The 25,049-nt window shown below is 47.5% G+C and carries 23 protein-coding genes and 1 tRNA gene; 17 read left to right on the plus strand and 7 right to left on the minus strand.

Translation table 11 applies throughout. The features are described from left to right. Window positions 1-8 precede the first annotated feature (8 nt). From CWB99_RS18600 to CWB99_RS18625, 6 genes are all read left to right on the plus strand, one after another. Window positions 9-2,933, plus strand: a complete 2,925-nt coding sequence (locus CWB99_RS18600) for a carboxypeptidase regulatory-like domain-containing protein (RefSeq protein ID WP_171047612.1) — start codon at window positions 9-11, stop codon at window positions 2,931-2,933. 12 nt (window positions 2,934-2,945) lie between these two features. Continuing rightward, entirely contained in the window at window positions 2,946-3,632 is a 687-nt protein-coding gene (locus CWB99_RS18605) for an SPOR domain-containing protein (protein WP_138551540.1), read from the plus strand. 66 nt (window positions 3,633-3,698) lie between these two features. Next, a complete protein-coding gene (locus tag CWB99_RS18610) occupies window positions 3,699-4,295 on the plus strand; it encodes a FlgO family outer membrane protein (RefSeq protein WP_138551539.1) in 597 nt (198 codons plus the stop codon). Window positions 4,296-4,306: 11 nt separating this feature from the next. After that, window positions 4,307-4,960, plus strand: a complete 654-nt coding sequence (locus CWB99_RS18615) for a FlgO family outer membrane protein (protein WP_138551538.1) — start codon at window positions 4,307-4,309, stop codon at window positions 4,958-4,960. Window positions 4,961-4,962: 2 nt separating this feature from the next. Next, complete coding sequence (locus CWB99_RS18620) at window positions 4,963-5,622, plus strand: FlgO family outer membrane protein (RefSeq protein WP_138551537.1); 660 nt, start codon at window positions 4,963-4,965, stop codon at window positions 5,620-5,622. A 131-nt stretch (window positions 5,623-5,753) separates the two neighbouring features. Continuing rightward, window positions 5,754-5,828, plus strand: a tRNA-Arg gene (locus CWB99_RS18625). Between the two features lie 125 nt (window positions 5,829-5,953). Here CWB99_RS18625 and CWB99_RS18630 read toward each other — a convergent pair. Next, window positions 5,954-7,144 (minus strand): flagellar assembly protein T N-terminal domain-containing protein, encoded by a 1,191-nt coding sequence (locus CWB99_RS18630; protein WP_138551536.1) that lies wholly within the window; start codon window positions 7,142-7,144, stop codon window positions 5,954-5,956. Between the two features lie 134 nt (window positions 7,145-7,278). Between CWB99_RS18630 and CWB99_RS18635 the strand changes: the two genes are divergently transcribed. From CWB99_RS18635 to CWB99_RS18645, 3 genes are all read left to right on the plus strand, one after another. After that, window positions 7,279-7,773, plus strand: a complete 495-nt coding sequence (locus CWB99_RS18635) for an LPP20 family lipoprotein (RefSeq protein WP_138551535.1) — start codon at window positions 7,279-7,281, stop codon at window positions 7,771-7,773. A gap of 130 nt (window positions 7,774-7,903) precedes the next feature. Then, window positions 7,904-8,395, plus strand: coding sequence for an ImmA/IrrE family metallo-endopeptidase (locus tag CWB99_RS18640; RefSeq protein WP_138551534.1), 492 nt, complete (start codon window positions 7,904-7,906; stop codon window positions 8,393-8,395). Then, on the plus strand, window positions 8,395-8,736 hold the full coding sequence (locus CWB99_RS18645) for a hypothetical protein (protein ID WP_138551533.1): 342 nt from the start codon (window positions 8,395-8,397) through the stop codon (window positions 8,734-8,736). Before CWB99_RS18640 ends, CWB99_RS18645 begins: the two co-directional genes overlap by 1 nt. Before the next feature lie 28 nt (window positions 8,737-8,764). Here CWB99_RS18645 and flgN read toward each other — a convergent pair whose 3' ends face one another. The 3 genes from flgN to flgA all read right to left on the minus strand — a co-directional run bounded on the left by flgN (window position 8,765) and on the right by flgA (window position 10,309). Beyond that, entirely contained in the window at window positions 8,765-9,193 is a 429-nt protein-coding gene (gene flgN, locus CWB99_RS18650) for a flagellar protein FlgN (RefSeq protein ID WP_138551532.1), read from the minus strand. Between the two features lie 7 nt (window positions 9,194-9,200). Further along, window positions 9,201-9,524: a flagellar biosynthesis anti-sigma factor FlgM gene (flgM, locus tag CWB99_RS18655; protein WP_138551531.1), complete on the minus strand. Its 324-nt coding sequence runs from the start codon at window positions 9,522-9,524 to the stop codon at window positions 9,201-9,203. 71 nt (window positions 9,525-9,595) lie between these two features. Next, window positions 9,596-10,309, minus strand: a complete 714-nt coding sequence (flgA, locus tag CWB99_RS18660) for a flagellar basal body P-ring formation chaperone FlgA (RefSeq protein ID WP_138551530.1) — start codon at window positions 10,307-10,309, stop codon at window positions 9,596-9,598. Between the two features lie 139 nt (window positions 10,310-10,448). Between flgA and CWB99_RS18665 the strand changes: the two genes are divergently transcribed. The 3 genes from CWB99_RS18665 to CWB99_RS18675 all read left to right on the plus strand — a co-directional run bounded on the left by CWB99_RS18665 (window position 10,449) and on the right by CWB99_RS18675 (window position 13,341). After that, window positions 10,449-11,381, plus strand: a complete 933-nt coding sequence (locus CWB99_RS18665) for a chemotaxis protein CheV (RefSeq protein WP_138545105.1) — start codon at window positions 10,449-10,451, stop codon at window positions 11,379-11,381. Between the two features lie 17 nt (window positions 11,382-11,398). Next, window positions 11,399-12,232 carry a CheR family methyltransferase gene (locus CWB99_RS18670; protein WP_054016567.1) on the plus strand — a complete coding sequence of 278 codons (834 nt, stop codon included), beginning with the start codon at window positions 11,399-11,401 and terminating at the stop codon, window positions 12,230-12,232. 305 nt (window positions 12,233-12,537) lie between these two features. Further along, window positions 12,538-13,341, plus strand: a complete 804-nt coding sequence (locus tag CWB99_RS18675) for an arylamine N-acetyltransferase family protein (RefSeq protein ID WP_138551529.1) — start codon at window positions 12,538-12,540, stop codon at window positions 13,339-13,341. 49 nt (window positions 13,342-13,390) lie between these two features. Here the strand turns inward: CWB99_RS18675 and CWB99_RS18680 are convergent, their stop codons facing one another. Then, entirely contained in the window at window positions 13,391-13,885 is a 495-nt protein-coding gene (locus tag CWB99_RS18680) for a MarR family winged helix-turn-helix transcriptional regulator (RefSeq protein ID WP_138551528.1), read from the minus strand. 242 nt (window positions 13,886-14,127) lie between these two features. On the opposite strand from CWB99_RS18680, the gene CWB99_RS24655 reads away from it, so the two are divergent. The 4 genes from CWB99_RS24655 (at window position 14,128) to CWB99_RS18700 (ending at window position 21,516) form a co-directional block, all read left to right on the plus strand. Then, window positions 14,128-14,379, plus strand: a complete 252-nt coding sequence (locus CWB99_RS24655) for a hypothetical protein (RefSeq protein ID WP_138551527.1) — start codon at window positions 14,128-14,130, stop codon at window positions 14,377-14,379. 979 nt (window positions 14,380-15,358) lie between these two features. Then, on the plus strand, window positions 15,359-16,936 hold the full coding sequence (locus CWB99_RS18690; RefSeq protein ID WP_138551526.1) for a S8 family serine peptidase: 1,578 nt from the start codon (window positions 15,359-15,361) through the stop codon (window positions 16,934-16,936). A 372-nt stretch (window positions 16,937-17,308) separates the two neighbouring features. Further along, entirely contained in the window at window positions 17,309-18,430 is a 1,122-nt protein-coding gene (locus tag CWB99_RS18695) for an efflux RND transporter periplasmic adaptor subunit (protein WP_138551525.1), read from the plus strand. Next, complete coding sequence (locus tag CWB99_RS18700; protein WP_138551524.1) at window positions 18,427-21,516, plus strand: efflux RND transporter permease subunit; 3,090 nt, start codon at window positions 18,427-18,429, stop codon at window positions 21,514-21,516. The genes CWB99_RS18695 and CWB99_RS18700 overlap by 4 nt, the downstream gene beginning before the upstream one ends. A gap of 173 nt (window positions 21,517-21,689) precedes the next feature. On the opposite strand, the gene CWB99_RS18705 is transcribed toward CWB99_RS18700, so the two are convergent. Beyond that, window positions 21,690-22,169 carry a hypothetical protein gene (locus CWB99_RS18705; protein ID WP_138686214.1) on the minus strand — a complete coding sequence of 160 codons (480 nt, stop codon included), beginning with the start codon at window positions 22,167-22,169 and terminating at the stop codon, window positions 21,690-21,692. A 631-nt stretch (window positions 22,170-22,800) separates the two neighbouring features. Between CWB99_RS18705 and CWB99_RS18710 the strand changes: the two genes are divergently transcribed. Beyond that, window positions 22,801-23,670, plus strand: a complete 870-nt coding sequence (locus CWB99_RS18710) for a PD40 domain-containing protein (protein ID WP_138553662.1) — start codon at window positions 22,801-22,803, stop codon at window positions 23,668-23,670. Between the two features lie 742 nt (window positions 23,671-24,412). Here CWB99_RS18710 and CWB99_RS18715 read toward each other — a convergent pair. After that, on the minus strand, window positions 24,413-25,049 hold a 637-nt coding region (locus tag CWB99_RS18715; RefSeq protein WP_138553661.1), incomplete at its 5' end, for a transposase.

Below are 25,049 nucleotides of genomic sequence, written 5' to 3' on the forward strand. Positions count from 1 at the left end.
GAAGCGCCATGCCTGCATACAGTGCTCAGCAGCAGGATCTCTCCAAGGCCCTCAGTACGTTGCAACGTATCCAGGCTAAGCTGACACAGTCTAAAGCCAGCCTGACAGTGAGCAACCAGTCAAAACAAACGGGTATCCCCGAAGGGGAAGATTTGTTTTTGTCTGTGTATGCCGACAATGTCTATTTGGGTGAAGTGTTTGCGGTCAAAAGCCAGCGAGATGCGAAAATTGAATTGCGCAGCTTGTTTGCCGTACTGGATTTTGCCATCAGTGACGACGAAAAAACCGATCATTTCTCCGGCTGGTATCTCAGCCCTGAGCGTACGTTCTCTTTTGATAGCGAGCAAAGGGTGGCGCAGGTCAACGAGCAGCAATACGTCATTGCGCAGCAAGATGTATTGCATACGCAAGGTGAAGTGTTTGTCGAGTCAGCCTTAGTTTCTGACTGGTTTGGGCTCGATTTACAGTTCAATTATACAGATCAAAGGCTCAGTGTGCAGAGTCCTGAGCCATTGCCTGCACTTGAGCGCCAGGCTCGGGCGGATCGTCGCTTGGTTCAGCACCAAGGTAATGCAGCCTCCAGGCTAACCTGGAAACCGAATGCTTATCAGATGTTGTCGTCACCACTGATGGATGTTCAGTTTGGCTATCGTCGTGACAACAAAGAGGATGCTTACTTCTACTCTATGCTTGGGGCACATGATCTGGCGTTCTGGAATGTCGAGTATTTTGTTTCAGGCAAGGATGGAGATGTTGTTGATCAAGGCCGCCTCAAAGGAAAGCGTGAAGATGGGCAAGGCCGCTTGTTGGGAGGCCTCAAAGCCACTCAGGTTGAGATGGGCGATATTCTTGCAACACACATTGGTGCAGGGCAGCCCTCAGGACAAGGTGTCGGAGTGCGTGTTGCCGACAAGCCGTTGCATAACGACACTCAGGAGCAAAGCGTACAGATCAGTGGTTCAGTGCAAGCTGGCTGGGACGTTGAGCTGTATCATAACGGCCTGTTAGTCGCACAGCAGCTTCAGATCCAAACGGGTCGCTACGATTTTGACCGTATCCCCCTGTATTTTGGTAGCAATCAGTTTGAGCTGGTCAAATATGGTCCTCAGGGGCAAGTAGAGCGTGAACAGCGCAGCTATTTTGTAGAAGGCACAGGATTGGATAGTGGCCAGAGCTATTTTGATGTGTCAGTAACAGATGTGGGTGGCTCGGTGTTTAACAATGACTGGGCACCAACGTCTCGTTCAGGTTGGCAGTTCGACGGCCGTTACGATCTCGGTCTTTCCGAAGATATGTCTGTGTATGCGGGTATCTCACAGGCGTTAACGAATGAGTCACAGACAGAGCGCATCCTGACGGCAGGTGGTACGCTGAGCCTGTGGAAAAAAATGTTGCTCAATCTGGATTTATCCCACGACAGCGACGCTCAGCATCAGGCTCTACTCAGTGCCAGAACTGAGTGGGCAGGGCAGGCCATCAGCACCAGCTGGCAAACACAACGACGGCGGCTCACAGGCGTGCAAGCGGGTGAAGAATACCGCCACAGCCAGGGGCTGAATATGGTGATGTCGGGTACGGTTAATGTATTTGACAAGCCGCTTTCCTATCAGAATCAGATACAGTGGAGCCGCACCGATCAGGGCAGCGAATACACAGTGTTGACCAATCGGGTGGGCACGTCGGTTGGCCGTGTGAACATCAGCAATCAGCTGCAACGGCAATCCAGCAGTACGGCAATGGACCATACAACCGCTGGCCAGCTGCGATTTCAAACCCGTTTAGGTCGCGTTTTTGGCCGACTGATTTTAGATTACGATTTACACCCAAACAGCGAGCTAACGGCTTATGAAACAAGGTTTTACCGTAGCCTGAACGAGCAGTTTAACGTTGAGTTTAGCTTTCGGGAAACACTTGATACCGACTACCAAAAGAGTGAATTAGGACTGAACTGGCTGGGTGATAAAATACGCCTTAACAGCCAGTTTAGCTACGACAGTGATGATGAGTGGGCGCTGGGAGTCAATGGCCAGTTCAGTTTCGGGTATCACAACGAGAGCGAGCAGTTGCTGATCAGCCAGCGACGACTGGCGAGCAATGGGGCTGTGCTCGTTAAGGTCTATCTGGATCATAATGCCAATGGGGTATTTGATGCAGATGACGAAGTGGTGCCTGATGTGCGGATCCGGGCGTTGCAAAATTATATGCAGGGCAAAACCGATGCGCAGGGGCTGGTTTTGCTCAGTGGTATGCCTGTTAACCAAAAAACAGACATGGTGATTGATACTCAGAGTCTTGAAATGCCTTTTGTTGTTCCTGCAAGTGAAGGGGTTGCAATCACGCCACGGCGAGGCTTTGTTGAGTATCTTGAATTTCCCCTGGTGAACACCAGCGAAATAGAAGGGGTTGTGTACCAACAAACGGACACCGATAATGCGCCCCTGCCTTATGCAGAAGTAACTTTGATTGATGAGCATGGACAGGAGGCTGCCAGAACAGAGGCGGCATACGATGGGTACTATGTATTTACGGACGTTAAGCCTGGCCGCTATCAGGCAAAAGTGACAAGTGCTGCAAGGCGTGGTCTGACACATAGCGATCAGGTTGAGGTGGTCCTGTCGGAGCAGGGGGATGTGCTGGTGGAAGTCGATTTGCAGTTGGCACCACAGTCGACTAAAGCCGTCACAGTGCTTTCTGCCGGGCGTTTTACGTCACTGGCAGTCTTAAAAACTTATGCGCTGTTGCTTCGTCAACGTCATAGCAGTCTGATACCAGAGCCTCCATTTTATGTTTTTGATGATAAAGCTAAGTCCTATATGTTGGGGATCGCGTTCATTTACCAGGGCGCCGATCCCACACAACTGCAGCAACGTTGCGAGTCATTGCAAAGCGCTGGCGTTCCCTGTCAGCTTGAAGACACAGAACTGAAGTTATAAGAGGAGTGAGCGATGAAGTTATATTCTTATCTGGTATGGCCCTTGCTGGTTGTGCTCAGTGGCTGTGCCAGTACAGGCCAGGATGAGCAGCGCCTTGCCCAACTTGAGCAGCAACTGGCTCAGTTGCATACCGATGTTGAACAAATAAAGCGCAGTGTCGAGCAGTGGCAGCAGGTTGCGCCTCAGGTCAGTGAATTGCTAAGTATTGAGCAGGATCTGAATTTACTGACGACACAGTTACAGCTGGCACTGGCACCTGCTGCTCAGTCTTCCGGGGATGTTATGGTTGCAAAAGTGGCAAAGTCTCCCAATATTGTTGAACAACCGCAGAGCAACCATGGCGGTCTTGTTGTGCAGTCTGCACCTGGTGAAAATACGGAAGCGACGAAAGCGACGCGCGATGTGAAGCCTAAGTTGCCTGCCAAAACGGACAACGCAGAGTTTGCAGTCCAGCTGGCATCAACCAGGAAGCAAAGCCAGCTAAAAACCGTTCATCAGCGGCTGATCAAAAGTTATCCGCCGTTACAGGAACAACCGGTGAACGTTGAGCAAGTCGAAATTCGTGGCCAAAGATACTTTCGGCTGAAACTTGGCGCGTTTGAAAATAAAGCGCAAGGTCAGGCACTGTGCGACAAGTTAAAGCCATTTCACCCACAGTGTCTGCTGAGTCATTACACTGACAATCCAATCACGTTATAGTGGCTATTCTCAGCATTGTGGATCGCTTTTTGCATTTGTTTCGACAAATAGAAAGAGGTGATCATTATGCAATTTCCTGCTGTGATAGCCGCACTGGCCCTGTCGGTGCTGCTCAGTGGCTGCGCTGGAATCATGAAGACGCAGCAACAAAAGAAGGTGGAACAAGCGCCACCCTTGCCGACATTGCATCAATACATGGGGCAACTTGCTGCCGCTTTGGGGGAGCATAGTCGCCCATTGAAGCCCGGCGCCACGGTTGCCGTCACGAGTTTTTACCTGGCGGATCAACTTGGCAATGCCGTAGCAAGCAATCAGGGCAGTGGTCTTAGTACTCAGGTTCAGGAAAGCTTGATCAGTTATGTGACGCAAATGGGCCTGGAAGTGGTGGAGTTTCGGCTACAGCGCACTTTAACTTTGTCGGATAGTGCCGATAACCTATTAAACCGTGATATTGCCCTGCTACGCGAGCGTCATAAATTTGACCTAGCTTTGACGGGCACCATCAGTGAAAGCCACGACCATTACACGATCAATGCCAGATTGATCACTATGCTTGATAGTCGCACTGCATCCGCTGCGACCATATCTGTGCCCAAAGCAGTTTTGTGGGGCAATGAAAAAGCTCAAATGCGAGATGGCAAGTTGCATCGCGGCCAGTATTAGTGGAGACAAAGATGAAAAAATCTGTGATAGCGCTTATGTTACCAACCCTGTCCCTGTTTGGGTGCGCACAACTGGGTATGACAAAGCATCAGGAAACGACGTCAGCGCCAGGTCAGTTCAATGCGTCGGAGCAGTTCCAGGCCCATCCCAGAGGCGTGCAACAAATGACTGTCTCGCAGCGCATGGCGGCCAAAAATGTCACTCACTATGTGCAAAAGTTGATGCAGGACATGGTGAGCAATGTTAAATACATTAATGATCAGACACCTGTAGCCGTATCCAGCTTTGTCTTTCTGGATGAAGACTTTAACCATGCTACGTTATTGGGCAACCAGATTGCCGAAAGCTTTATTCATGAGCTGCACAACTTTGGTGTGCCGGTGATCGACTTTAAGACGACGGACTTCATGCGGGTTACCAAACACGGCGACTTTATATTTAGTCGCGACTTTTTGGAGTTGTCTGATGAACTGCCGTTCAAATATGTTCTGGCCGGCACCTTATCTAACCACCAGGGCGGGATCTTAGTCAATGCCCGCATTGTTGGAATGCAAAGTAAGGTTGTGGTCGGCACGGCACAAGGGTTCCTGCCTCAGGCTGTCGTGAATGCGCTGAGAGATGGCGCGATCCATGAAGGGATCCGGTTACAACGAGCGGGTGAGTGATCATGAAAACACACATTCTGAGTGGGCTAACGGTGTCGGTCATGCTGTTGAGCGGCTGTCAGATGATGGGCTCACAGCCAGCCCCACAGACAGTGACGACAACACCTATGGCACCTAAAGTGGCCAAGTTTCGTGAAATAGAAGTGCTGTATGAAGCATTGGAGGAGCAGGCGCCAGACGCCGAGCACCCTGTTGACCCTGGGTTTGTGAGCGAGCGTCATCGAAAACAGGTGGCAAACTATGCCTCTCAGATAGCGCTGGAGTTGTCTGATTCCTTACTGGGGGTTCATCCCCATTCTGTGGCTGTCACCAGCTTTGTCAGCTTTGACGATACGCTCAGAAGCAGCAATCAGCTGGGCAATCAACTGGCCGAAAACCTGATCCACGCATTTCAAAAACTGGGCTATGCGGCCCTTGATTACAAATCACAGCAACAGATCCAGGTGACCCGAGGTGGAGATTTTGTATTTTCTAGGGACAGCAGGGCCTTACCCGGTAAACCGGATCCGAGTCATGTGTTGTCCGGTACTATGATCTATCGGGATCGGGGTGTAGAAGTCAATGCACGGTTACTGGATTTTGAAAGCCGGCTGGTGGTTGCCAGCTGTATGGTAACTATCCCATATTTCGTCTTAGATCCGGGCGCAACCGCATCACGTTGATCGTTGAGTGGCAAAGTGCAGCTCTTTGCCTTTGCCGTTTCTATCCCTAGCGAATACATCATTTAAATATTATTAAGAATCAATCGGTTGACCAATTGCCCGAAAACGCTTAGTATTTTCGTCAGCGACACGGCCTCTTAGTTAAATGGATATAACAGTCCCCTCCTAAGGGATAGTTGCAGGTTCGATTCCTGCAGGGGCCGCCAGCGTTTTTCCCTTATAAATCAACTCTGATATAGCAATCACACCTCAGTAGAAACGACCAAAAATGGTATAGGTAACCCAAATTATTGGTGGGTTAATCTCACCGTATTCTGTCGAAGCAGAGCGCTTACAGCGCAAAGTCTTCCTGTTTCTGTACCATGACTTCGACTAAATCATTGATTTGAATGTTATTCAGTGGCCGCTCTGAGATGTTTTCTGCAATGGCATTTTGCGCATTGACCTGAATAATACGCACCTGGTTGAGGGTTTTGATGCTTTGTGGGAAAAACTGATTGGTCGTGCCCTGCATATCTCGTCGATGAGAAATGGTGAGCAGTTGTCCTGCTTCAATGCCGTGATTACGGCCAAGATTAATCACCAACTTGCCTTGCTCGCGATGTAGTATTTTACCTCTGCTGGGCAGGCATGATAGTGCAGAGTCCAGGTCCTGCGCCACGCTGTTAAAGACGCTCTGGATCTGCTTGGCATAGTTGGTACGCCAAAAGGTATCGCTGTAGACATCAACAATCTTGGTCTTTTCAAAAGGCCAGACACCACTGACGGCGTAGTGTTTCTGCCAGACCTTGTCGCGGGTCAGGGCATCAAATGCAACAAAGTCGATTTTAAAGCTGCGCACATATTCTTCATCCTGCCAGAATGCGTAGTCATCGTTGGTTTTATCTCCCGCTGCAATGTCGGTGATCTGGCTCATTAGCACATACTGACTGTTGCTAAGTGAGGTCAGAGAGTCTATCAGTTGCCCGTCGTATTCAAAACGTTGGGTAAAAAACGGCCGAGCATTGATTGCATGATCCAGGTAAGGAATTGGCTTTACGGTGAGATTACGCTGTGCCAGCGTATGATAAAGCCGCTCACTGCTGGCTTTTGCGATGTCAAAAATTTGACCCAGCCGGGCCTGATGAGGCTGGATCAGCTGGCTTTGTGTAATGGTCACTTGTTTTGCAACCGCCGCTTGTGCGCACTGCTCCAGCTTGGGAAAAATATCCAGATGCAAAGTGACACTGACGATCCCATCTTGCTTTTGTTCGGAAACGAGGTTGATTTGCTGGATCTCGCCATGGCTTTTTATCTTGATTTGATCTTGCGTCAATACCCCGTCGGCCAGTGTGGTAACACTAGATACCGTGGCGCCGGAAAAGATCAACGCCTGAGTAATGGCGTCCTGCACGGCTTCCTGGCGTGCCTCGGCCAGATCTTCTGTGTGTGCATTGGCGTAGCCCGTGACCTCAAACCACTCAGCGCTGGCCCCAAAACTGGCGGTAGCCAGTAACACACTCATAATACGCGACAATTTCATGACTTTATTACCGAACTTAAAGCAAATCTCTGTACTGAATCAGCAAGTCCCGTGCCAATGGTGTTGGCAAGGTTTGTGCATATAGAAACGTTACTTGATGATATGGCCAACGGGCCACACAGAGGAGTTACCCTATGAATCAGTTTAGAGCGTTTTGGCGTCAGCGGGTAGTCACCCTGCTCAAATCCTGTGTTGTTACAGCGGCACTGGGTCTGGCGGGATGTAGCTCTATCATAGACAAGCATGTTGAATACAGTTATGTGAAACCCGATTCTTATCCCGTACTCAAGGCGGTTGGCTATGCCCCGTTGAGCTCTCAGCCAGGCAGCAGCGACAGTGAAAAAATGCTGATGGCCATTAAGGTCTCTAAGCTTGAAGCCTACCGCGAGCTTGCAGAGCAGGTGTATGGTCACCGATTGAGTGCCAGCACCACAGTACAGGGCGCAGTGGCGCAGAATGATGGGTTACGCAGCCAGGTGCAGGGCCTGATCCGAGGTGCCAAGGTCATGAAAAGCTATGCGGTGGGAGATATCTATACCACAGAACTGGAGCTTGATATGAAGCGGGTTTACGATTTGTATATTGGTGAGGTTAAACCACGTAAAGTGGAGCGTGTCACTTATTACTGAGCCTAGCCTGACGGCTTCGGTCGGCCAATTATGTCCTTTGCTTTCAGTGTGCCTTCAATTTATACTGTTTAAATATACACATCACTTCTGAATCTCAGAGGGGTATTTCAAGGTAAATGGAGGCTGGTCTGTGCTGGACCCAAGAACTGAAGCTCAAAAGGTGCTTAAACGGCTGTGGAGTGATAACCAGTTTCCGGTTGATCCTGTGACTATCTGCAAGTCACTTGGGCTTGACGTCGTAGAGATGGCGCTACCAGAAAAAGTATCTGGGGCGTTGATCAAAGAAGCCGGAACGGATCCCGTCATTGTACTGCATCAGGACGATCATTTAAATCGCAAGCGGTTTAGCTGTGCCCATGAGCTTGGGCACTATATATCTCGTATTGAATCTGACAACACGGATAAAGAATACGAGTACATTGATCTCAGAGGTCCCAGTGCGTCGATCGGCGAAGACGAAGAAGAAGTGTTTGCCAATCAGTTTGCGGCAAACTTACTCATGCCCAATGAAGAAGTGAAAAAGCTCCATCGCAAGAAAGTCGCCCACTTTGAAATGGCGATCCACTTTGGCGTATCTGTTGAAGCCCTCAAATATAAACTAAATGCACTGGACTTGCTGTAATGACACTGAGCAGGGAAGAACAAAAAGCGGAGCACTCATCGCTTGCTGCGCAGATCAAACATAACTTTAAAGAAAATAAGTTCACCAATGTTGATCCTATGCAGGCGCAAAAGGTCAAAGATGCCGAATCTGATCGGGATTTAAAGCAAAAATATGCTTGGTGGTTTATTGGTATCCTGGTTGTTCAGCTGTTAATTATGAATGCGGTACTCGTACTGGTGGGTCTCGCAAAGCTGCAATTTGAGGAGTGGACACTTAATTTATATATGGCAGGTACATTGGCCGAGGTATTCGGTGTTATCTTAGTGATCACCAAAAACTTGTTTCCTACTAAGCCTTAGCTGACTAAGCCTGATCAAAATCAGGCTATCAGGCTTTGAGGTTCTTAACTAACTCACCCATATTTGAAACAACACTGCCATCTTGCCCATAGGTCATCGAGGTGGGCGCGCCAATCAAAATATCTTTGAGTTCACGCACCGTGAGTTGTGCCTGGTGTGCTGCCTGCGCATTTACGTCATTTTGTTTCTTGCAGCGATACAGTAAGTCTTTAACTTGCTCGGTTAACGGGGTGATTTCATCATCGCTGAAGGTGCTTTGCGGGTACTTGGACAGGTCTTTGTCCAGCTTTTGCAGCTGATTGAGTGTATTGAGCTTTGTACGTGCAATCTCTTTGAGGTTGTCGCCATTGCGAGAGGCAAGCGCCTCCAATTCATCGTCCAGAAGCTGGGTCAGAGCTTCCAGAAGATTAATTTGCGCTGTTAGCTGATGGGCACACAGTGCCGTTTGGTCGTCCACTTATACTCTATCCAAATAAATCGAACTCAAAGGCAGCAATATTTTTTGCCAACTTCTCACTATCCACCTGATATTTGCCTTCAGCAATGGCTTTTTTCAGCTCTTCGACTTTTTTATTGTCGAAGGAGGGCGCCTGTTGCGCTTTTTCCTGAAGCCCTTTCAGTTGCTGTGCTTGTGGTGTCAGGCTCACTGAATCCGCTGCAGCTTTGGCCTGAGCTTGTGGTTTGGCAGCGGTATTACTTGCTTCATTTCTTTGTAATTCAGCACGTTGTTGCTTTGCATTTGTTGCAACATTGTTCGGCTGATTTTGACCGTTAATGTTGTTTACCATGATGATGACCCGTTAGTTAAATTGCTTCAGCCTTTATATCGGCAAGCCATTCGCTTACTTTAGCAAAAAAATCAGATTTTGACTGCTACTGAATCAACATCTTTTACCCGTGCAAGCACCGTTTTACCTGACCTCGCATTTTTGACCCGGATTTGCTCTCCTAAGTTCCCATCCTGCAAGGCAATACCACTTGTTTTAATCATTAGTGTGCCATCACTGGCCAGAATTGTCACGTTATCCCCCTTGCAAACCATGCAAATCTGAAACATGCTAATTGGTTTGCCTTGTTGGATACGGCGTTTGGTTTTGCTGCCAACGAGTAGTGCCATGTTATCGATATTAGCCGCACGGACGAAGTGTTTAGGGCGCATCTCGATTGTTAAATCATCTGCAGTTAACAGAACGCCCTTATCCAGCATTCGGGTGCTAACTATCACAGGTAACAGTGTTTCGATTTTTACATGAACAAACTGAACCCAGGATTCAAGGTCTTCGCAGCGTACCATCACAGTAACCTGGCGATTAAAAGGCGGACTGGACTTGCTACTGACCTGCAATGGTCGCTGACACTGGCGCTGAGGCAAGCGAGTATCTAATGGCAAAGCTGACACCTGTTGTTGCTCTTCTGCCTGAGATGGGGCCGGGAGCTGTTCCGAGATAAAATCTATTGCTATTTTTTCAATGTCTTTTGACTCATAGGTTTGACCATAAGCAAATGACGTGGCTAAAAAATATGCCACTATGGGAAAGAAATAAGCGGATAATGTAATTTTTAACAAACTCATGATGTTTCGACTATGCTTATGGGGTGAAACAAGGTATAAAGATTTTGCGTGATTTGCCTCACCGCTTCAAGGGCGACTTTGAATGGTAGAGTACAAGCAAACATTGTTCCGATAAGCAGTTTTATAGCAGGAGAATGACATGGCAGGTATTTTGGACTCAGTAAACCAACGAACGCAGTTGGTGGGTCAAAACCGACTTGAACTTTTACTATTTCGCCTCAGAGGGCGTCAACGCTTTGGGATCAATGTATTCAAAGTAAGAGAAGTACTTCAGTGTCCACCCCTAACGGCGATGCCTAAATCTAACGCCTTTATCAGAGGGGTAGCTCATATTCGTGGGCAAACTATTTCCGTTATTGACATGTCCCTGGCTGTCGGCGGACCACCTATCGAAAATATTAAAGACTGCTTTATTATCATTGCCGAGTATAACCGCTCAGTGCAGGGCTTTTTGGTGGGTGCGGTTGAGCGCATAGTGAATATGAACTGGGAAAAAATCATGCCTCCGCCTTCAGGCGCAGGTCGCTATTCCTACTTGACCGCGGTAACAGAGATCGAAAATGAGCTGGTTGAGATCCTCGACGTAGAAAAGATCCTCAATGAGATCTGCCCAATCAATACAGAGGTGAGTCAGGAAATTGTCGCTGACGGCGAAATGCAGCGTGACCTCGGTGAACGTATTGTCTTTATCGCCGATGACTCTGCGGTTGCCCGTAATCAGGTTAAGCGTGCCCTGGAGCCACTTGGTGTGCAAACCGAACTGGCCAAAAATGGTAAAGAAGCGTTGCTTCGCTTAAAAGAAATCGCGGAAATGGATTGTCAGAATGATGTCACTGAACGCGTAGGCCTGCTGATCTCCGATGTTGAAATGCCAGAAATGGATGGCTACACACTCACCGCCGAGATAAAAGCAGATCCTAAGCTGGCGCCTTTGCACGTTATTTTACATACTTCATTGAGTGGCGTTTTTAATCACGCAATGATCGAAAAGGTCGGTGCTGATGATTTTATTGCTAAATTTAACCCCGATGAATTGGCAACAGCCGTGAAAAAATGGGTTCATTGCGATTAATTAGTGGCGGTAATACTTTGGAAAATAAACACTTAGAACAAAGCGAGTATGATCAATTTCGCACTTTCTTAGAGCAACAGTGCGGTATTGTGCTGGGTGATAACAAGCTATACCTGGTGAAAAGCCGACTTGCGCCTCTCATGTCTCGTTTTGGCGTTGACTCTTTGTCTGCTTTGGTGAGCAAGACATTGAGCCCACATGAGCGGCAATTGCGTGCCGCCGTAGTTGATGCGATGACTACCAATGAAACCTTGTGGTTTCGGGATCAGTATCCATTTGAACTACTCAAGACCAAGATCTTTCCGGAATTTAAAGATCTGCGCCGACCTGTTAAGATCTGGTCAGCAGCAAGCTCGTCAGGTCAGGAGCCCTATTCTATTGCGATGTCCGCCAATGAATATCAAACGTCAAGCCCGGGTGCATTGAAGATGGGCGCACAGATCGTTGGTACAGATATTTCAAACACAATGCTGGATATGTGTAAGAATGCAGAGTATGACGCGCTGGCATTGGCACGGGGTTTGTCGCCAGAACGTAAAAAGAAGTTTTTTACAGACAGTGGCAATGGCATGGCGAAAGTAAACGAGCCCATTCGCAGAATGGTTAATTTCCGGCATTTAAACTTATTAGACTCTTATGCCTTATTAGGTAAATTTGACGTCATTTTTTGCCGCAACGTACTGATCTACTTTTCACCGGATGTGAAAGCCAAGATAATTAGCCAGTTTGCACAGGCGCTCAACCCGAAGGGATACCTGTTTCTTGGTGCGTCTGAGTCTATGGCGGGTCTGAACAATGACTTTGACATGCTGCGCTGTAATCCCGGTATCATATATCAGAAAAAAGCTTAGTATTTGTTCAGGCCGCAATTCGCGGCCTGATTACTTTTGTGCCCCGCAACTTTGCAGCAGGAGCTGCCCAGGCTTGCACAAACCTATCTCGGTAAGCACATAAACAACGAGCACTACCTCATATCAATCGTGAAACGCCTCGCCACCTGGACAGGTGGCTTTACGATAATTTCATGTAACCTTTCAGCCACCGCTATTTTTAATTACTAATTGAATGATTTGCTTGACCTCAACTTAGGTTGGGGGTTTATCTTTTACAGGTAAAGTTTTAACATTAAGTTAACTTGAAGGACGAAGGAAAAAGTATGACCATCCAAGACTACATTCAGTCATTACAGCTGACTCACAATCAGGTTTCGCTTGAACAGCTCGCAGAATTTCAAACTAAACATCTTGATTTGTATAGCTTTTCTAGCATTAATGCGATGGGCGAAGAGATTTTGTCTCTGGATGAAGAGGCATTGCTAACACGATTAATTGAAAACAAGCAGGGAGGTTACTGCTTTGAACACAATAAACTGGCTTATCTGGCCCTTGCTGAGCTGGGGTATGAAGTGCAGCCACTGCTGGCAAGAGTGTTGGTGAACGGTCTAGAAGACAACCCCAGAACCCATCGCATCACCTTGGTCCACCTTGGAGAAGATAGCTATCTGGTAGATGTCGGCTTTGGTTCCAAGTCACTCAGTGCGCCACTGCCAGTGTCAAAGTCTGGTTATGTTGACGTAGAGAGCTATCGCTACAAAATTATCCGGTCGGCAGATACCATCCGTGTCGAAATTGTGCATCCGGAAGAAGTAAGCCTTTATAGCGCCGATTTAAGCAGGGTGACTGAAAAAGACTTTGAGGTTGTACACTACTACAGCCATCAGCACCCGGAATCGTATTTTGCGAATAATCTGGTGCTTGCACGCATTACCAATGGCAAACGGTACACGCTACGCAATTTACTTTATGGTGAGTTACATGAAGCCAGCCAGATCAGCACACATATTGACGTGACGTCTGCGTCGCAGCTGCAGTCGATACTGCAACAAAAATTCTTGTTGAATATCGATATGGCGAAAGCCGAGCATCTATACACATTGGCACAAGATAAAATGGTCGGTTAAACCGGCTTGCAGGCTACGATGCGCACAGGCGTAGCAGCCTGTGCAAAAATTAGTGGTTAAAGTGGACCAGTAACTTTTTTAACAGATCAGCCAGCTGCGCACGCTCTTCAGGTGCAAGTGGCGAAAGCAGCTCTTCGCCTTTGGCAACATGTTCCGATATCACTTCATCAATCAGCGTCAACCCTTGATCGGTGATAGCAACCATGACGCCGCGTCTGTCGTTGGGGTCGGGTTTTCGGGTGACTAATCCCTTATTTTCCAGTTTATCGATACGGTTAGTCATGGAACCCGAAGTCAGCATCAGTGTTTGCAACAGCTGATTGGGGGTTAACGTGTAAGGCTTACCTGAACGTCTCAATGTAGCAAGTACATCGAATTCACCGCCATTGAGTCCAAAGCGGCTGAATACTGTATGTAGTTCCTTACTAAAAATAGCATCTGTTCTAATCAAACGGCCCATGACGGCCATGGGAGCAGGGTCTATATCTGGCCTTTCTTTATGCCACTGCGCTAGCACAGTATCGACTAAATCTTGTTTTTGCATAACCTATACGCATCGTTTTCTGGAACGACAAAAATACGTGGAAAAAAATTTGAAAGCAAGAATAAAACACTGAACAATCTCTATATGAAGTGATGTGCTTCTGTGTCAGTAAATGGGCTTTGATGCAAACCTATTACAAAAGCCGTTGTCGCGGGCGTGCTTTTATCACGTCAGAAAACCCTTTAAACTGCTGGCATACTCGTTTATCACGCATATCGTGCAGTGCAATTATGTGATTTAAAATGGCAAAACCCAACAAAAAAGGTCCCACTAAAACCGTCGATATCTATTGTGCAAAATGCAAAGCACCACTATACAAATATCGTAAGGGCGGTAAAGGGGCACTCGTAAAATGTTTTAAAGAGCGGATCGTGACGGATTTTACCGCTCAAGAGGGCACCTGTCCTGGCTGTGGCACTGTATTCGCTCGGGACACCCTGATCAGAGGCACGCCTGCGTATAAAATAATAGGTGGAAAGGTGTGGGTAAAGTAGTGGTATTGCGTTACATCGAGTGGGTCGGGCACGATAGAGTTAACGCTGCCATCAGCCACCGGTGCTACATCTTACAAGGCTACAGCGAACCAAGAAACTACTTTTAAGTCGCCAATACACTGAGGAAAAAAGAATTAAGACAGGCGTTTTAAGTAAGTGCCCGGTTGGTTAAAGGAGTTCCAGTGTCCCATTTTAATGTCGATGAAATTTCAACACAGCGCTCGACACTTTGTTGACATTCCGTGTGTCAGAGTGAACCGAATCGACTGACTGGGTGACTGAACGATGAAACCGCGCTTAACAAATGCTGGTTATTATCCTTTGGTGTGGGTTATGGGCATTAAATTGCTCAAACTGGATGCGCTCAAAATTTTCTCTTTATCCGCACATTGAGCTCTGTGTAACCGACAGTACTTTTAGGGTAACTAATACACTACGAGCTGATCAGCAGCACAGCGTAGAGTTTTTCTCTGGCGTTGAACAGGGTTATGGGTTAGGGAAAATAATTGTTGAGTGCATTTGTCGTCAGCAAAACGGGCATTACACTCAGCGAGTAGAGGAGATCAAGATCACCGCAACAATCCGGTTTTCAGGTTGAAAAATTCTCACAACATAGATGCATGTACCTGCAGTTTCCCCCTCAGATATCACCTAAAGAGGTCTTTCCCCATCATCTCAGGGTTAAATTTGAATACAAATTGATCACTAAATTTACATTAAATATCAATATATATGTCATTTTTAACAGTTAACCAAAAGAAATGTTATAACAATTTTATCATATTCATGTTGCAATTGGACCGTTCCAGTTGCTACCGTTGTTAACAGTTTTACAACACAATACTGATATGTTTATCGCGGTAGATGACCTTGTTGTATGGGTACAAGTAGTTAAACCACTTGTACGCTCTGTGTGTCAGAGCGGCTGTTTAAGTGCATTGTCAGTGACAAAAAAGTGATAATACAACAAGGAGAAGACATGAGTACCAAGCGTTTTAAACTATCGGCTATTTCCACTTTAATGCTGTCAGCAATGAGTTTGCCAGCGTTAGCACAAGCCCCTGTTTTTCAAGGGCAAGCAGAAGATTCTAAACTGGAAATTAAGTCGATAAAGAGCGAAAAAAACCGCTACATCATTCGCTTCAATGAAGCACTTTCTGGCGGTAAAAACAGCTTTAATAATTTTATCGCGCTCAACTATCTGTTTACCGCGGGTGCAGAGCCACTGTTTGCACTTAACGGTCAGCAGTCGATGGTTGCAGAGCTGGATGATTACAGTCTTGAAACACTGCGTAGCTTTTCATCTGTTGAGTCAATTGAAATAGACCCTAAGCGTTATATTTTGCCTCTGGCTAAATCTAACAATCAAATTATGCCATACGCACAGAGCACACCATATGGTATTACCATGGTGCAGGGTCATTTACTGCCTCAATCTAATACCTCTGCAAGAAAAGCCTGTGTGATCGACACAGGATATAATCTGGGCCACCCTGATTTACCCTATGGTAATGTAACGGGAATTGCGAATAACAGTGCCGTTGGACAGTGGAACAATGATGGTAACGGTCATGGCACGCACGTTGCCGGTACCATCGCTGCTGAGGACAATAACCAGGGCGTGATTGGTGTTTATCCTGGTATGGACCTGCATATTGTTAAGATCTTTAACGATAACGGGCAGTGGACCTATGCATCTGATCTGGTTAATGCAATCCAGCAATGTAAGGATGCAGGCGCGCATGTTGTTAATATGAGCCTGGGTGGGGGCAATTACTCCAACAGCGAAAATACTGCCATGCAGAATTTTGTGGATGGTGGCATGATGCTGGTGGCTGCGGCGGGTAATGATGGCAACAGCTCTAAGTCTTATCCGGCGTCCTATAATGCGGTTATTTCCGTAGCATCCGTTACATCGAGCGAGAGTCGATCTTCATTTTCTCAGTACAATGATCAGGTCGAGCTGGCAGGACCTGGTTCCAGTGTAAACTCGACTTATCCAACCAATACATACCGCAGTCTGAGTGGCACTTCAATGGCCTCGCCTCATGTGGCCGGTGTGGCTGCTTTGGTATGGAGTCACAACACCCAATGTAATAACCAGGAGATCCGGGCTGCACTGAATGCAACTGCCAAAGACAAAGGTGCCGCGGGTCGAGATAACTACTATGGTCATGGTATCGTGCAGGCCAAAGCTGCATCGGATTATATTGGCGCAAATGGTTGTCAGGGGGGCGGCGACCCTGGTGGTGTGACACCGGTTAACGGTTCTTTGCCTAACCTTCAGGGTAACCAGGGTGGCTGGACGCACTATACCTGGGATATTCCTCAGGGCGTAAAAGAGATGAACCTGAGTATCACAGGTGGCGCAGGGGATGCAGATCTGTACGTAAGATACAATGCGCAACCCGATGCTAACAACTACACCTGTCGCCCATGGAAAGATGGTAACGAGGAGCAGTGTTCATTTGCTAATCCAAGTGCAGGCGTTTGGCATATTAGCTTGTATGGATACAACGGTTACAATGGGGTGACGTTGAATTATTCGTATAAGTAACCGACCATTATGAAGTTTACCGTTAGAACATAAAGGCGCTCGTTGAGCGCCTTTTTCAATGGATTATATTATCGAGCCCACAGCAGGCCCCAGCGGGTTCCATTCGCATGGGCATTGTGGCTACACATTGTGTATGTTATCTGATGCGAGCGTGTACTCTTAGCAGTTCAGTAAGTAGGAGCATGCAAAGCGCATAACCTCCCCAATGAATCCCGATCGCAGCATAAGGAAAGGCCAACGAAAGACACTGACAAAATTTTTTGAATATATATCTTTATGTAAAGATTCTTTGTTTGGTGTGTCTTTTTGTGAAGTTTGATTCTGGTGCAGTCTTCGGACTGCTCCCCAAGGTAAAGGAATAAGGAGAAAGTCGTGAATATTAAACCCTGGATTTCAACAGCGAGTGTTGTTGCCACTTTGATGGTAGGCAGTATTGCCCTTAAGGGGCGCATGATCGAAGCACGTAATACCGAGTTTTCAGAGCAGGCCACCACGGTAGAAGCAATGCGCGTAGAGACGGTGCCGTATCAGTCATACATAGATATCAGTGGCGTGATTAAAGCGCCCCAGACCATTAATCTGGTGAATGAGGTTGCGGGCAAAATCACCCGGCTGCATTTTAAATCGGGCGACTTGGTTAAAGCGGGTGAGCCCTTAGTTGAAATTGATCACGCAGAAGAGCTGGCTCAACTGGCCGCGGCCAGGGCACGCGTCACGCAGCAGGAAAGTATACTGGTTCGCTATCGCAACTTGCACGAGCGCAAAAAATTCAGCGACCAGCAACTGGAAGAAGCCATCACGCAGTTGGCTGAATTCCGCGCACAGGTTGACTTACTTACAGCGCGTATTGATAAAAAAGTCATCAAGGCACCGTTTACCGCATACGTTGGGATACACGATTTGCAAGTTGGTCAATACCTGGCACCTAACACTGTACTGACCAACATGGTTGGATTGCAGGCGCACATGTGGGTTGATTTCTCGGTACCGCAAACGTATCAGGCACTGGCAATCAATACCCCGATTCGCGTTTCTCTGGTTGGTGACAACGCTGAACCACAAGTGGCTTACGTTGAATCGGTAGAGCCGGGTTTGAGTACCGCATCCAGACAACTAAAATATCGCGCCCGCATCGAGCGTACTGAGCAGCTGAACACGAACCAGTTGGTTAAGATCAGCTTGCCAATAGGTACTAATCAGGAAGTCATTGCCGTTCCTTACCTGGCCATCGTTAAAGACCAGCTTGGCGACTATGTTTATCTGCTGGAGGAAGACGAGCAGGGCACACTCAGAGCAACACGTCAGCAGGTAGAACTGGGTGAACGTTTGGGGGATATGGTCATGATCACGGGTGGTCTGGAGGAAGACCGCCTGATTGCAAGTAGCGGGGCTTTTAAACTGCGCAATGGCCTGAAAACGTTTGTCTCAGAGCCTCAGCAACCCGAACAGTCTGTTGCAATGGAAGACACCCAGAAAGAAGGCGTGTCGCTATGAAAAATAAAGCCCACTTTATGGATAGATTCGTCACTATGCCGGTGCTGGCCGTGGTGTTATCCGCCATGATCTGCATCGGCGGGCTGTGGTCCGTATTGAAGATCACAGTGCTGCAATTTCCCAGGATTGAAAGTTCGTCTTTGGTGGTCTCGACCACTTATATCGGCGCATCGGCCGATACGGTAAAAGGGTTTGTGACCGAACCGATAGAGCGTGTAACGGCCACAGTCCCCGGCATCGACTATGTAGAATCGACCACAACGGCTGGCGTGAGTACTGTGACTGCGTACCTCAACCTGAACGAAGACAGCTCCAAGGCACTGGCTGAGCTGACGGCCCGGCTGGGTCAGGTCAGCTACATGTTGCCGTCAGAATCCGAAGATCCGGTTGTGACTGTGCAGCGCGCCGACAGACCCCATGCGTTGTTCTATCTGAACATTGAAAACGAAGGCGTGTCGCTTATTCAGTTAACGGACTACTTATCACGTCAGGTTACACCGGTGCTTAACGGCATTGAAGGGGTACAACGGGTTGCGATTGAGGGCAGCCGTATCCCGGCGCTGCGAGTCGACCTGGACTCAGCGAAACTGGATGCATTTGGCCTGAGCGCTGACGAAGTGTACAGCGCACTGGCTGCAAACAACACCATTGCCACCCTGGGCTTTACTGAAACCAGCAAGCAACGTATTGACCTGGTGGCCAATACCCAGCTGAAAGACTTGAACGAATTCAAGCGCATGGTGATCAGACAGGTAAACAACGAAACCATTTACCTGCGCGATGTTGCAACGGTCAGGCTGGGCTCTGAGCAGCCCACCATCAGTGCCCGTTTAAGCCAGCAAGATACCGTGTATATTTCGATCTGGCCATTGCCTGGTGCGAACGAAATTGCCATTGGTGATGCCTTATATGCGATGACCGATGAAATAAACGAAACCCTGCCTGACGGCATCCGCATTAACTATGCCTACGACGGCACCTTATATATGCGTGATGCACTGAACGAAATCTTTAAGACGCTGGTTGAAACGGTTGTGTTGGTGGGTGTTGTAGTCCTGTTCATGATGGGCTCATTCAGAAGTGCCGCTGTACCACTGGTGACCATTCCAATCTCCATTCTGGGCGCGGTTGCAGCCATGTATGTGGTCGGTTTCTCAATGAACCTGCTAACGGTACTGGCCATCGTGCTCTCAGTTGGCCTGGTGGTGGATGATGCCATCGTCGTAGTCGAAAACGTTTCGCGGTACATTCGTGAAGGTAAGCCTAAGTTGCAGGCTGCACTGGAAAGTTCCAGACAACTGTTTGTGCCCATTGTGTCGATGACGTTGACACTGGCGATGGTCTATTTGCCAATCGGCTTCCTGTCCGGACTGACCGGCGTGTTATTTAAAGAGTTTGCCTTTACACTGGCCATTGCCGTGGTGATTTCTGGGTTTGTTGCTGTGACCTTATCGCCCATTATGAGTGCGTATGTGACGCCGCCGGGTGGTAAAGAAACTAAGCTGACACGCAAAGTAAACGCCGGATTCGACTGGTTACGTAAAAAGTATAAAGCGCTGTTGAGTGCTTCATTGAGCTGGCGCAATCAAATTCTGCTTGGCGCCATGGTGTTAAGCCTTATGGTCGTACCATTTTTCACTGGCTCGAAAAAAGAGCTGGCCCCGGTTGAAGATCAAAGCCAGATTTACGTACTGGTACAGTCTCCGCCTGAGTCATCACTGACCTACAATGAAGACAATATGCATGGTGTGGTTGATACCTTACTGGACATGCCGGGCACCACGCAGATGTGGCAAAACATCTTCACTAACAGTGCATTTGGTGGGGTGGAGTTCATTAGCGCATCGGAGCGTGACTTCACAACGATGTCACTCATCCCTCAGGTATATGGTCGTCTGGCACAATTACCGGGTATTAATCCGCTGCCAATTCTGCCTTCGCCTTTACCGACTGCGGGTCAGTTTGATGTGGAAATGGTGGTCAAATCGTCAGCCAGTTATGAAGAAATGAAACAGTATGCCGATCAGCTGATAGGCAGAGCCTTTGGCAGTGGTCACTTCCTGTATGCAGACACAGACCTAAAAATTGACTTGCCACAAATTGAGGTAACCCTGAAGCGTGAACAAATCGCCGAATTAGGTATGGATGTGGCCCATGTCAGTCGTCAGCTGGGTATCCTGCTCTCTAACAACTATGTGAACCGTTTTGACGCCAGAGGTAAGGCCTACCAGGTTATCCCTGTGGTAGACAGCCAGGTTAAAACGGATCCGTCGAAATTACTGAGCCTGCAAATTAAGGCGCACAACGGCACTCGGGTTCCTTTGTCTGCCATTGCTGAAATCAACTGGACCACAGTACCGCGTCAGCTGAGTAGCTTTGGCCAACAAAATGCGTTTCGTATCTTCGGTGGTGTGCTGCCAAGCTCAACCAAAGAAGCAGCACTAACGGCGCTGGAAGAAGCGGCTAAAGAAGTCTTGCCTCCTTCTTACATGATTGATTACGCAGGTGAATCAAGACAGATCAGACAGCAAGGTAACAGCCTGCTGGGTGTCATGGCGGTGTCTTTGGTGATTGTTTATCTGCTACTGAGTATTCAGTTCAACAGCTTCAGAGATCCGCTGGTGGTCTTGCTGGGCAGCGTACCGCTGGCCATGATGGGCGCACTGGCATTGTCTTATTTTGAGCTGACCACGATGAACATTTATTCTCAAATTGGTTTAATTACTTTGATAGGCTTGATTGCCAAAAACGGTATCTTGATTGTGGAATTCGCGAATCATTTGCAAGAGGAGGGACGCAATAAGCTGGATGCTGTGATTGAATCTGCTGCTACCCGATTACGTCCTATCCTGATGACCACCGCAGCAACGGTGTTGGGCCACTTCCCACTGATGCTGGTAACCGGGGCAGGTGCTGAGGCACGCAACAGCATAGGTATTATTCTGGTTGCAGGCATGATGGTAGGCACCTTATTTACCTTATTTGTACTACCGGCCTTCTACGTAAAACTTGCGACAAGTCGTGAGGCACGTAAGGCTCAAACCCAGGATACTGTGAATGTAACGTCAACGCTTGCAATGAGCTAATCCGTAAACCGTTTAATATGCCGCAGCATCCGGGCTTCTAAGGCCCTAAGTCGCAGCAAAGCGCCAGCGTCGCCTGGCGCTTTTTTGCGTTGGCTTACAACGCAAAAACTCGCTCAGGGTGCAACCAAAACTGACAAACCTCTCCGTCATCCCGGACGCGTGCGAGCCGGGAACTACTTGAATACCACGCAGCAGTTCCTCAATGAAGACAAACCTGACAAACAGCTCCGTATCCCGGATGCGTGCGAGCCGGGATCTACTTGAATACCACGCAGCAGTTCTTCGATAAAGACAAACCTGACCAACAGCTCCGTCATCCCGGACGCATGTGAGCCGGGATCTACCTGAACACCACGCAGTAGTTTCTCAATGAAGACAAACCTGACCAACAGCTCCGTCATCCCGGACGCGTGCGAGCCGGGAACTACTTGAATACCACGCAGCAGTTCCTCAATGAAGATAAACCTGACCAACTGCTCCGTCATCCCGGACGCGTGCGAGCCGGGATCTACTTGAATACCACACAGTAGTTCCTCAATGAAGATAAACCTGACGAACCACTCCGTCATGCCGGACGCATGCGAGCAGGGATCTACTTGAATACCACGCAGTAGTTCCTCAATGAAGATAAACCTGACGAACCACTCCGTCATGCCGGACGCGTGCGAGCCGGGAGCTACCTGAACACCACGCAGTAGTTTCTCAATGAAGACAAACCTGACAATCAACTCTTACAATAAAACTGTACAAAAAATGACGGGCATAGCACTTGATTTTGTGTTGCAGCGCTCACCGCCCGGTTAAAGGCCAAGTTCTGTTTGTTTACATAGGTATAAGTGAATGAGGCTAATTTCCAAGTCAAATTTCTCGCTTTCTCCGTCCTTGGAGGTCTCGTTCAAGTGAAGTATCGATTTAAGTGAGTTAGATTCAATAGATTGGTAGTTTTACATAACGAGACCCCAAGTTTCGCTATGAACAAGGCTCGGTTTTAACAGAGCTGTTGTGGCTTGAGCAATGGTGGTAGGTTATTGTTCTTATTATGAATAAAATAATATAACTATGGAAAAGCAAGGTTTTAGGAACTGGGTCTAACTGGTACTTACGCTAAAAAGCTGTTTATCGCTGCCAGAAAATATCAGCCAAAAGTCATAATGACGTCAGGTGTTTTAAAGCTGATTTGCTTAAACTGACCTCTGATTCAATCACATTTAAGCATTATATCAATAGAAAGCGACTTCAATATGGAAGTTGAATAATTCGTTGATTTCAAAATAAGGAATAATTATGAAACGTGTAAGCACAGCAATTGTTCTACTGTTTTCAGCGCTAGTGATGAGCAGCACTAGTTATAGTAAAGATGACACATCCATCCCCGATGGTCCCTATCTCGGTCAAACACCACCCGGCTCAACACCTGAGATGTTTGCGCCCGGTATTGTTAATACGGAGGAATTTATTGAAATTGAGGGCATGTTCGGGGCGGATATGAATACCTTTTATTTCGTCAGGAGTGATGAAAAAGAAGTTTATTCCTTGTATGTCATTGAATATAGAAATAATCAATGGCAGAAGTCTATTGTCGCGACGGCTGTAAGCGAACCATCCATCTCACCCGACGGTAACACCATCTATTTAAAAAATAAATTTATAGAACGCACCAGCGACGGCTGGTCGGAGCTAAAAAGCCTCGGCGCGCCTTTCGAAAATATCGACATTATGCGGCTTTCAGCGTCTTCAAACGGCACTTATTATTTTGATACCTATACCCCAGAATTGGATACCCCTATTCGCTATTCGCGTTTGATAAACGGCAAATACGAACAACCGAAGTCACTGGGCTCGCAGTTTGGCATCGGCAGATACAATGCCCACCCTTATATTGCGCCGGATGAAAGCTTTATTATCTTTGATAGCGTCAGAGAAGATGGACAGGGCAGATCTGACATTTATATCAGTTATCGCGCGGCTGATGGCTCATGGGGCCCTGCCATTAATATGGGTGACAAGATAAATACTGTTCATTCTGAAAAAAACCCAAGTTTGTCACCCGACGGACAATTTCTATTCTTTGATAAGCGGACAAAACGTGGAAACGAAGAGGTAAATATCTACTGGGTGGACGCTCAAATTATTGAGACGCTCAGACCCAAATAGCAAACCATATAACACATATGAACCTTCTCTGGTCAAGTAAACATAACGATTCTTTTTAGCTGCTTTTAAGCAGCTAATTTGTAATGGCAATTCTTAAATCTATTCAACTTCGCTATGTCGGTTAGCCGTTAAAATCGTTTACGACAAACACATATTGAGGGTCTCTTATTGCGATCTCGTCGCTGCCTAAATCAGTCGATACAGCTTATCGTTTAGGGCCACTAGACATTCATCGGTCAACCTTAATCTGGCGCTACTCAAGGGGATGGCTCATTCGTCCAGTTAGTTAAAGGCTCAGCTAAGGTGCAAACGATTTAGTACATTGCCTAAAGAACACGCACCAATGGGGTGTCTAATCAAGGCGAAATAGCTTACTACTTCGACAACACTTATATGTACACCTCGACTCTGTCCAGACTTTTTTAAGGTCTAGACAACTAATTTTTCATTCTTTGATCAACTGGTTAAGCTGCTTACGTATATCCGGCCTGTTTGTAAGGTTCGTCGACCTTTGGCCCTAATGAGAAAAGAGTTAAAAAGACACCCAGCTTCATTTGGTCTCGCTATGGGTCCGTGGTGGATGAAGACAAGCGCTACTGCAAATAAATAAGCGAAAACTTTCAGAAATCAGGCTTTACGGATGAGCGTTTTTAGTTGAAACAGTAGTTATTTGATAATTTTGGCATGGTTAAGCGCTGCCAGAGCAAGACAGTCACCACTTGAAGTTGGGATGATGACAACTCTATCCTAATAAGCGCTCACAATTAGTCAGATTGGGGCGTCGCCTTTTTTGCAGATGTGCGCAGTATTCAGTCATTGCCTGTCGCCTGCCTACGGCACCAAGGAACATTTTGGTAAATCGTGAAGTGAGTTTTAGCCAGTTTTCTGGCTCTATTTGTAATTGAGCGAGAATAGGCTGGGTTTCGTAGATGTGACCTCGCTTGTCTGCACGAACGTATCGGCCTGTAAGTTCAACCAGTTCAATGTAGTATTTAAGCTCAAAGGGTAGCCCTTTGGGCATGTTTTGCCTGGGGTTGCCAGCGAAGCGAAGAAGACTCTCTGGTTGCTTGCCTTGCTGTGCGTGTTCAATACGCTTTTTGATACTGGTGAACTCAGATGCCTCGGGTGTGCTGGCCATTTTGGCTCGTATTGGATTGAGGTCAACATAGGCCATACAGGCTGCCAGAGCGGCTTCATCGAGCAATGCCTGGGATTTAAATCTGCCCTCCCAGAATCGGCCTGTACAGCCGTCTTCTTTATTGGCCCGGCGGGCAATGTTTTCGTTTAGTACGCGCATAAACCAGCTAATACTCGCAAGTCTCTCCCTATACTTCTCGATAATATCATCTAGCATCAAGCGCTCGGACGGATTAAGTTCG

This window comes from Pseudoalteromonas rubra (genome assembly GCF_005887095.1).
Classification (GTDB): domain Bacteria; phylum Pseudomonadota; class Gammaproteobacteria; order Enterobacterales; family Alteromonadaceae; genus Pseudoalteromonas; species Pseudoalteromonas rubra_E.

What these genes read in the sequence shown, in the direction of transcription:
- CWB99_RS18600 (WP_171047612.1), top strand. Translation starts at nt 9, where the DNA reads ATGCCTGCATACAGTGCTCAGCAGCAGGATCTCTCCAAGGCCCTCAGT.
- CWB99_RS18605 (WP_138551540.1), top strand. Translation starts at nt 2,946, where the DNA reads ATGAAGTTATATTCTTATCTGGTATGGCCCTTGCTGGTTGTGCTCAGT.
- CWB99_RS18610 (WP_138551539.1), top strand. Translation starts at nt 3,699, where the DNA reads ATGCAATTTCCTGCTGTGATAGCCGCACTGGCCCTGTCGGTGCTGCTC.
- CWB99_RS18615 (WP_138551538.1), top strand. Translation starts at nt 4,307, where the DNA reads ATGAAAAAATCTGTGATAGCGCTTATGTTACCAACCCTGTCCCTGTTT.
- CWB99_RS18620 (WP_138551537.1), top strand. Translation starts at nt 4,963, where the DNA reads ATGAAAACACACATTCTGAGTGGGCTAACGGTGTCGGTCATGCTGTTG.
- CWB99_RS18630 (WP_138551536.1), bottom strand. Translation starts at nt 7,144, where the DNA reads ATGAAATTGTCGCGTATTATGAGTGTGTTACTGGCTACCGCCAGTTTT.
- CWB99_RS18635 (WP_138551535.1), top strand. Translation starts at nt 7,279, where the DNA reads ATGAATCAGTTTAGAGCGTTTTGGCGTCAGCGGGTAGTCACCCTGCTC.
- CWB99_RS18645 (WP_138551533.1), top strand. Translation starts at nt 8,395, where the DNA reads ATGACACTGAGCAGGGAAGAACAAAAAGCGGAGCACTCATCGCTTGCT.
- flgM (WP_138551531.1), bottom strand. Translation starts at nt 9,524, where the DNA reads ATGGTAAACAACATTAACGGTCAAAATCAGCCGAACAATGTTGCAACA.
- flgA (WP_138551530.1), bottom strand. Translation starts at nt 10,309, where the DNA reads ATGAGTTTGTTAAAAATTACATTATCCGCTTATTTCTTTCCCATAGTG.
- CWB99_RS18665 (WP_138545105.1), top strand. Translation starts at nt 10,449, where the DNA reads ATGGCAGGTATTTTGGACTCAGTAAACCAACGAACGCAGTTGGTGGGT.
- CWB99_RS18675 (WP_138551529.1), top strand. Translation starts at nt 12,538, where the DNA reads ATGACCATCCAAGACTACATTCAGTCATTACAGCTGACTCACAATCAG.
- CWB99_RS18680 (WP_138551528.1), bottom strand. Translation starts at nt 13,885, where the DNA reads ATGCAAAAACAAGATTTAGTCGATACTGTGCTAGCGCAGTGGCATAAA.
- CWB99_RS24655 (WP_138551527.1), top strand. Translation starts at nt 14,128, where the DNA reads ATGGCAAAACCCAACAAAAAAGGTCCCACTAAAACCGTCGATATCTAT.
- CWB99_RS18690 (WP_138551526.1), top strand. Translation starts at nt 15,359, where the DNA reads ATGAGTACCAAGCGTTTTAAACTATCGGCTATTTCCACTTTAATGCTG.
- CWB99_RS18700 (WP_138551524.1), top strand. Translation starts at nt 18,427, where the DNA reads ATGAAAAATAAAGCCCACTTTATGGATAGATTCGTCACTATGCCGGTG.
- CWB99_RS18705 (WP_138686214.1), bottom strand. Translation starts at nt 22,169, where the DNA reads ATGACGGAGTGGTTCGTCAGGTTTATCTTCATTGAGGAACTACTGCGT.
- CWB99_RS18710 (WP_138553662.1), top strand. Translation starts at nt 22,801, where the DNA reads ATGAAACGTGTAAGCACAGCAATTGTTCTACTGTTTTCAGCGCTAGTG.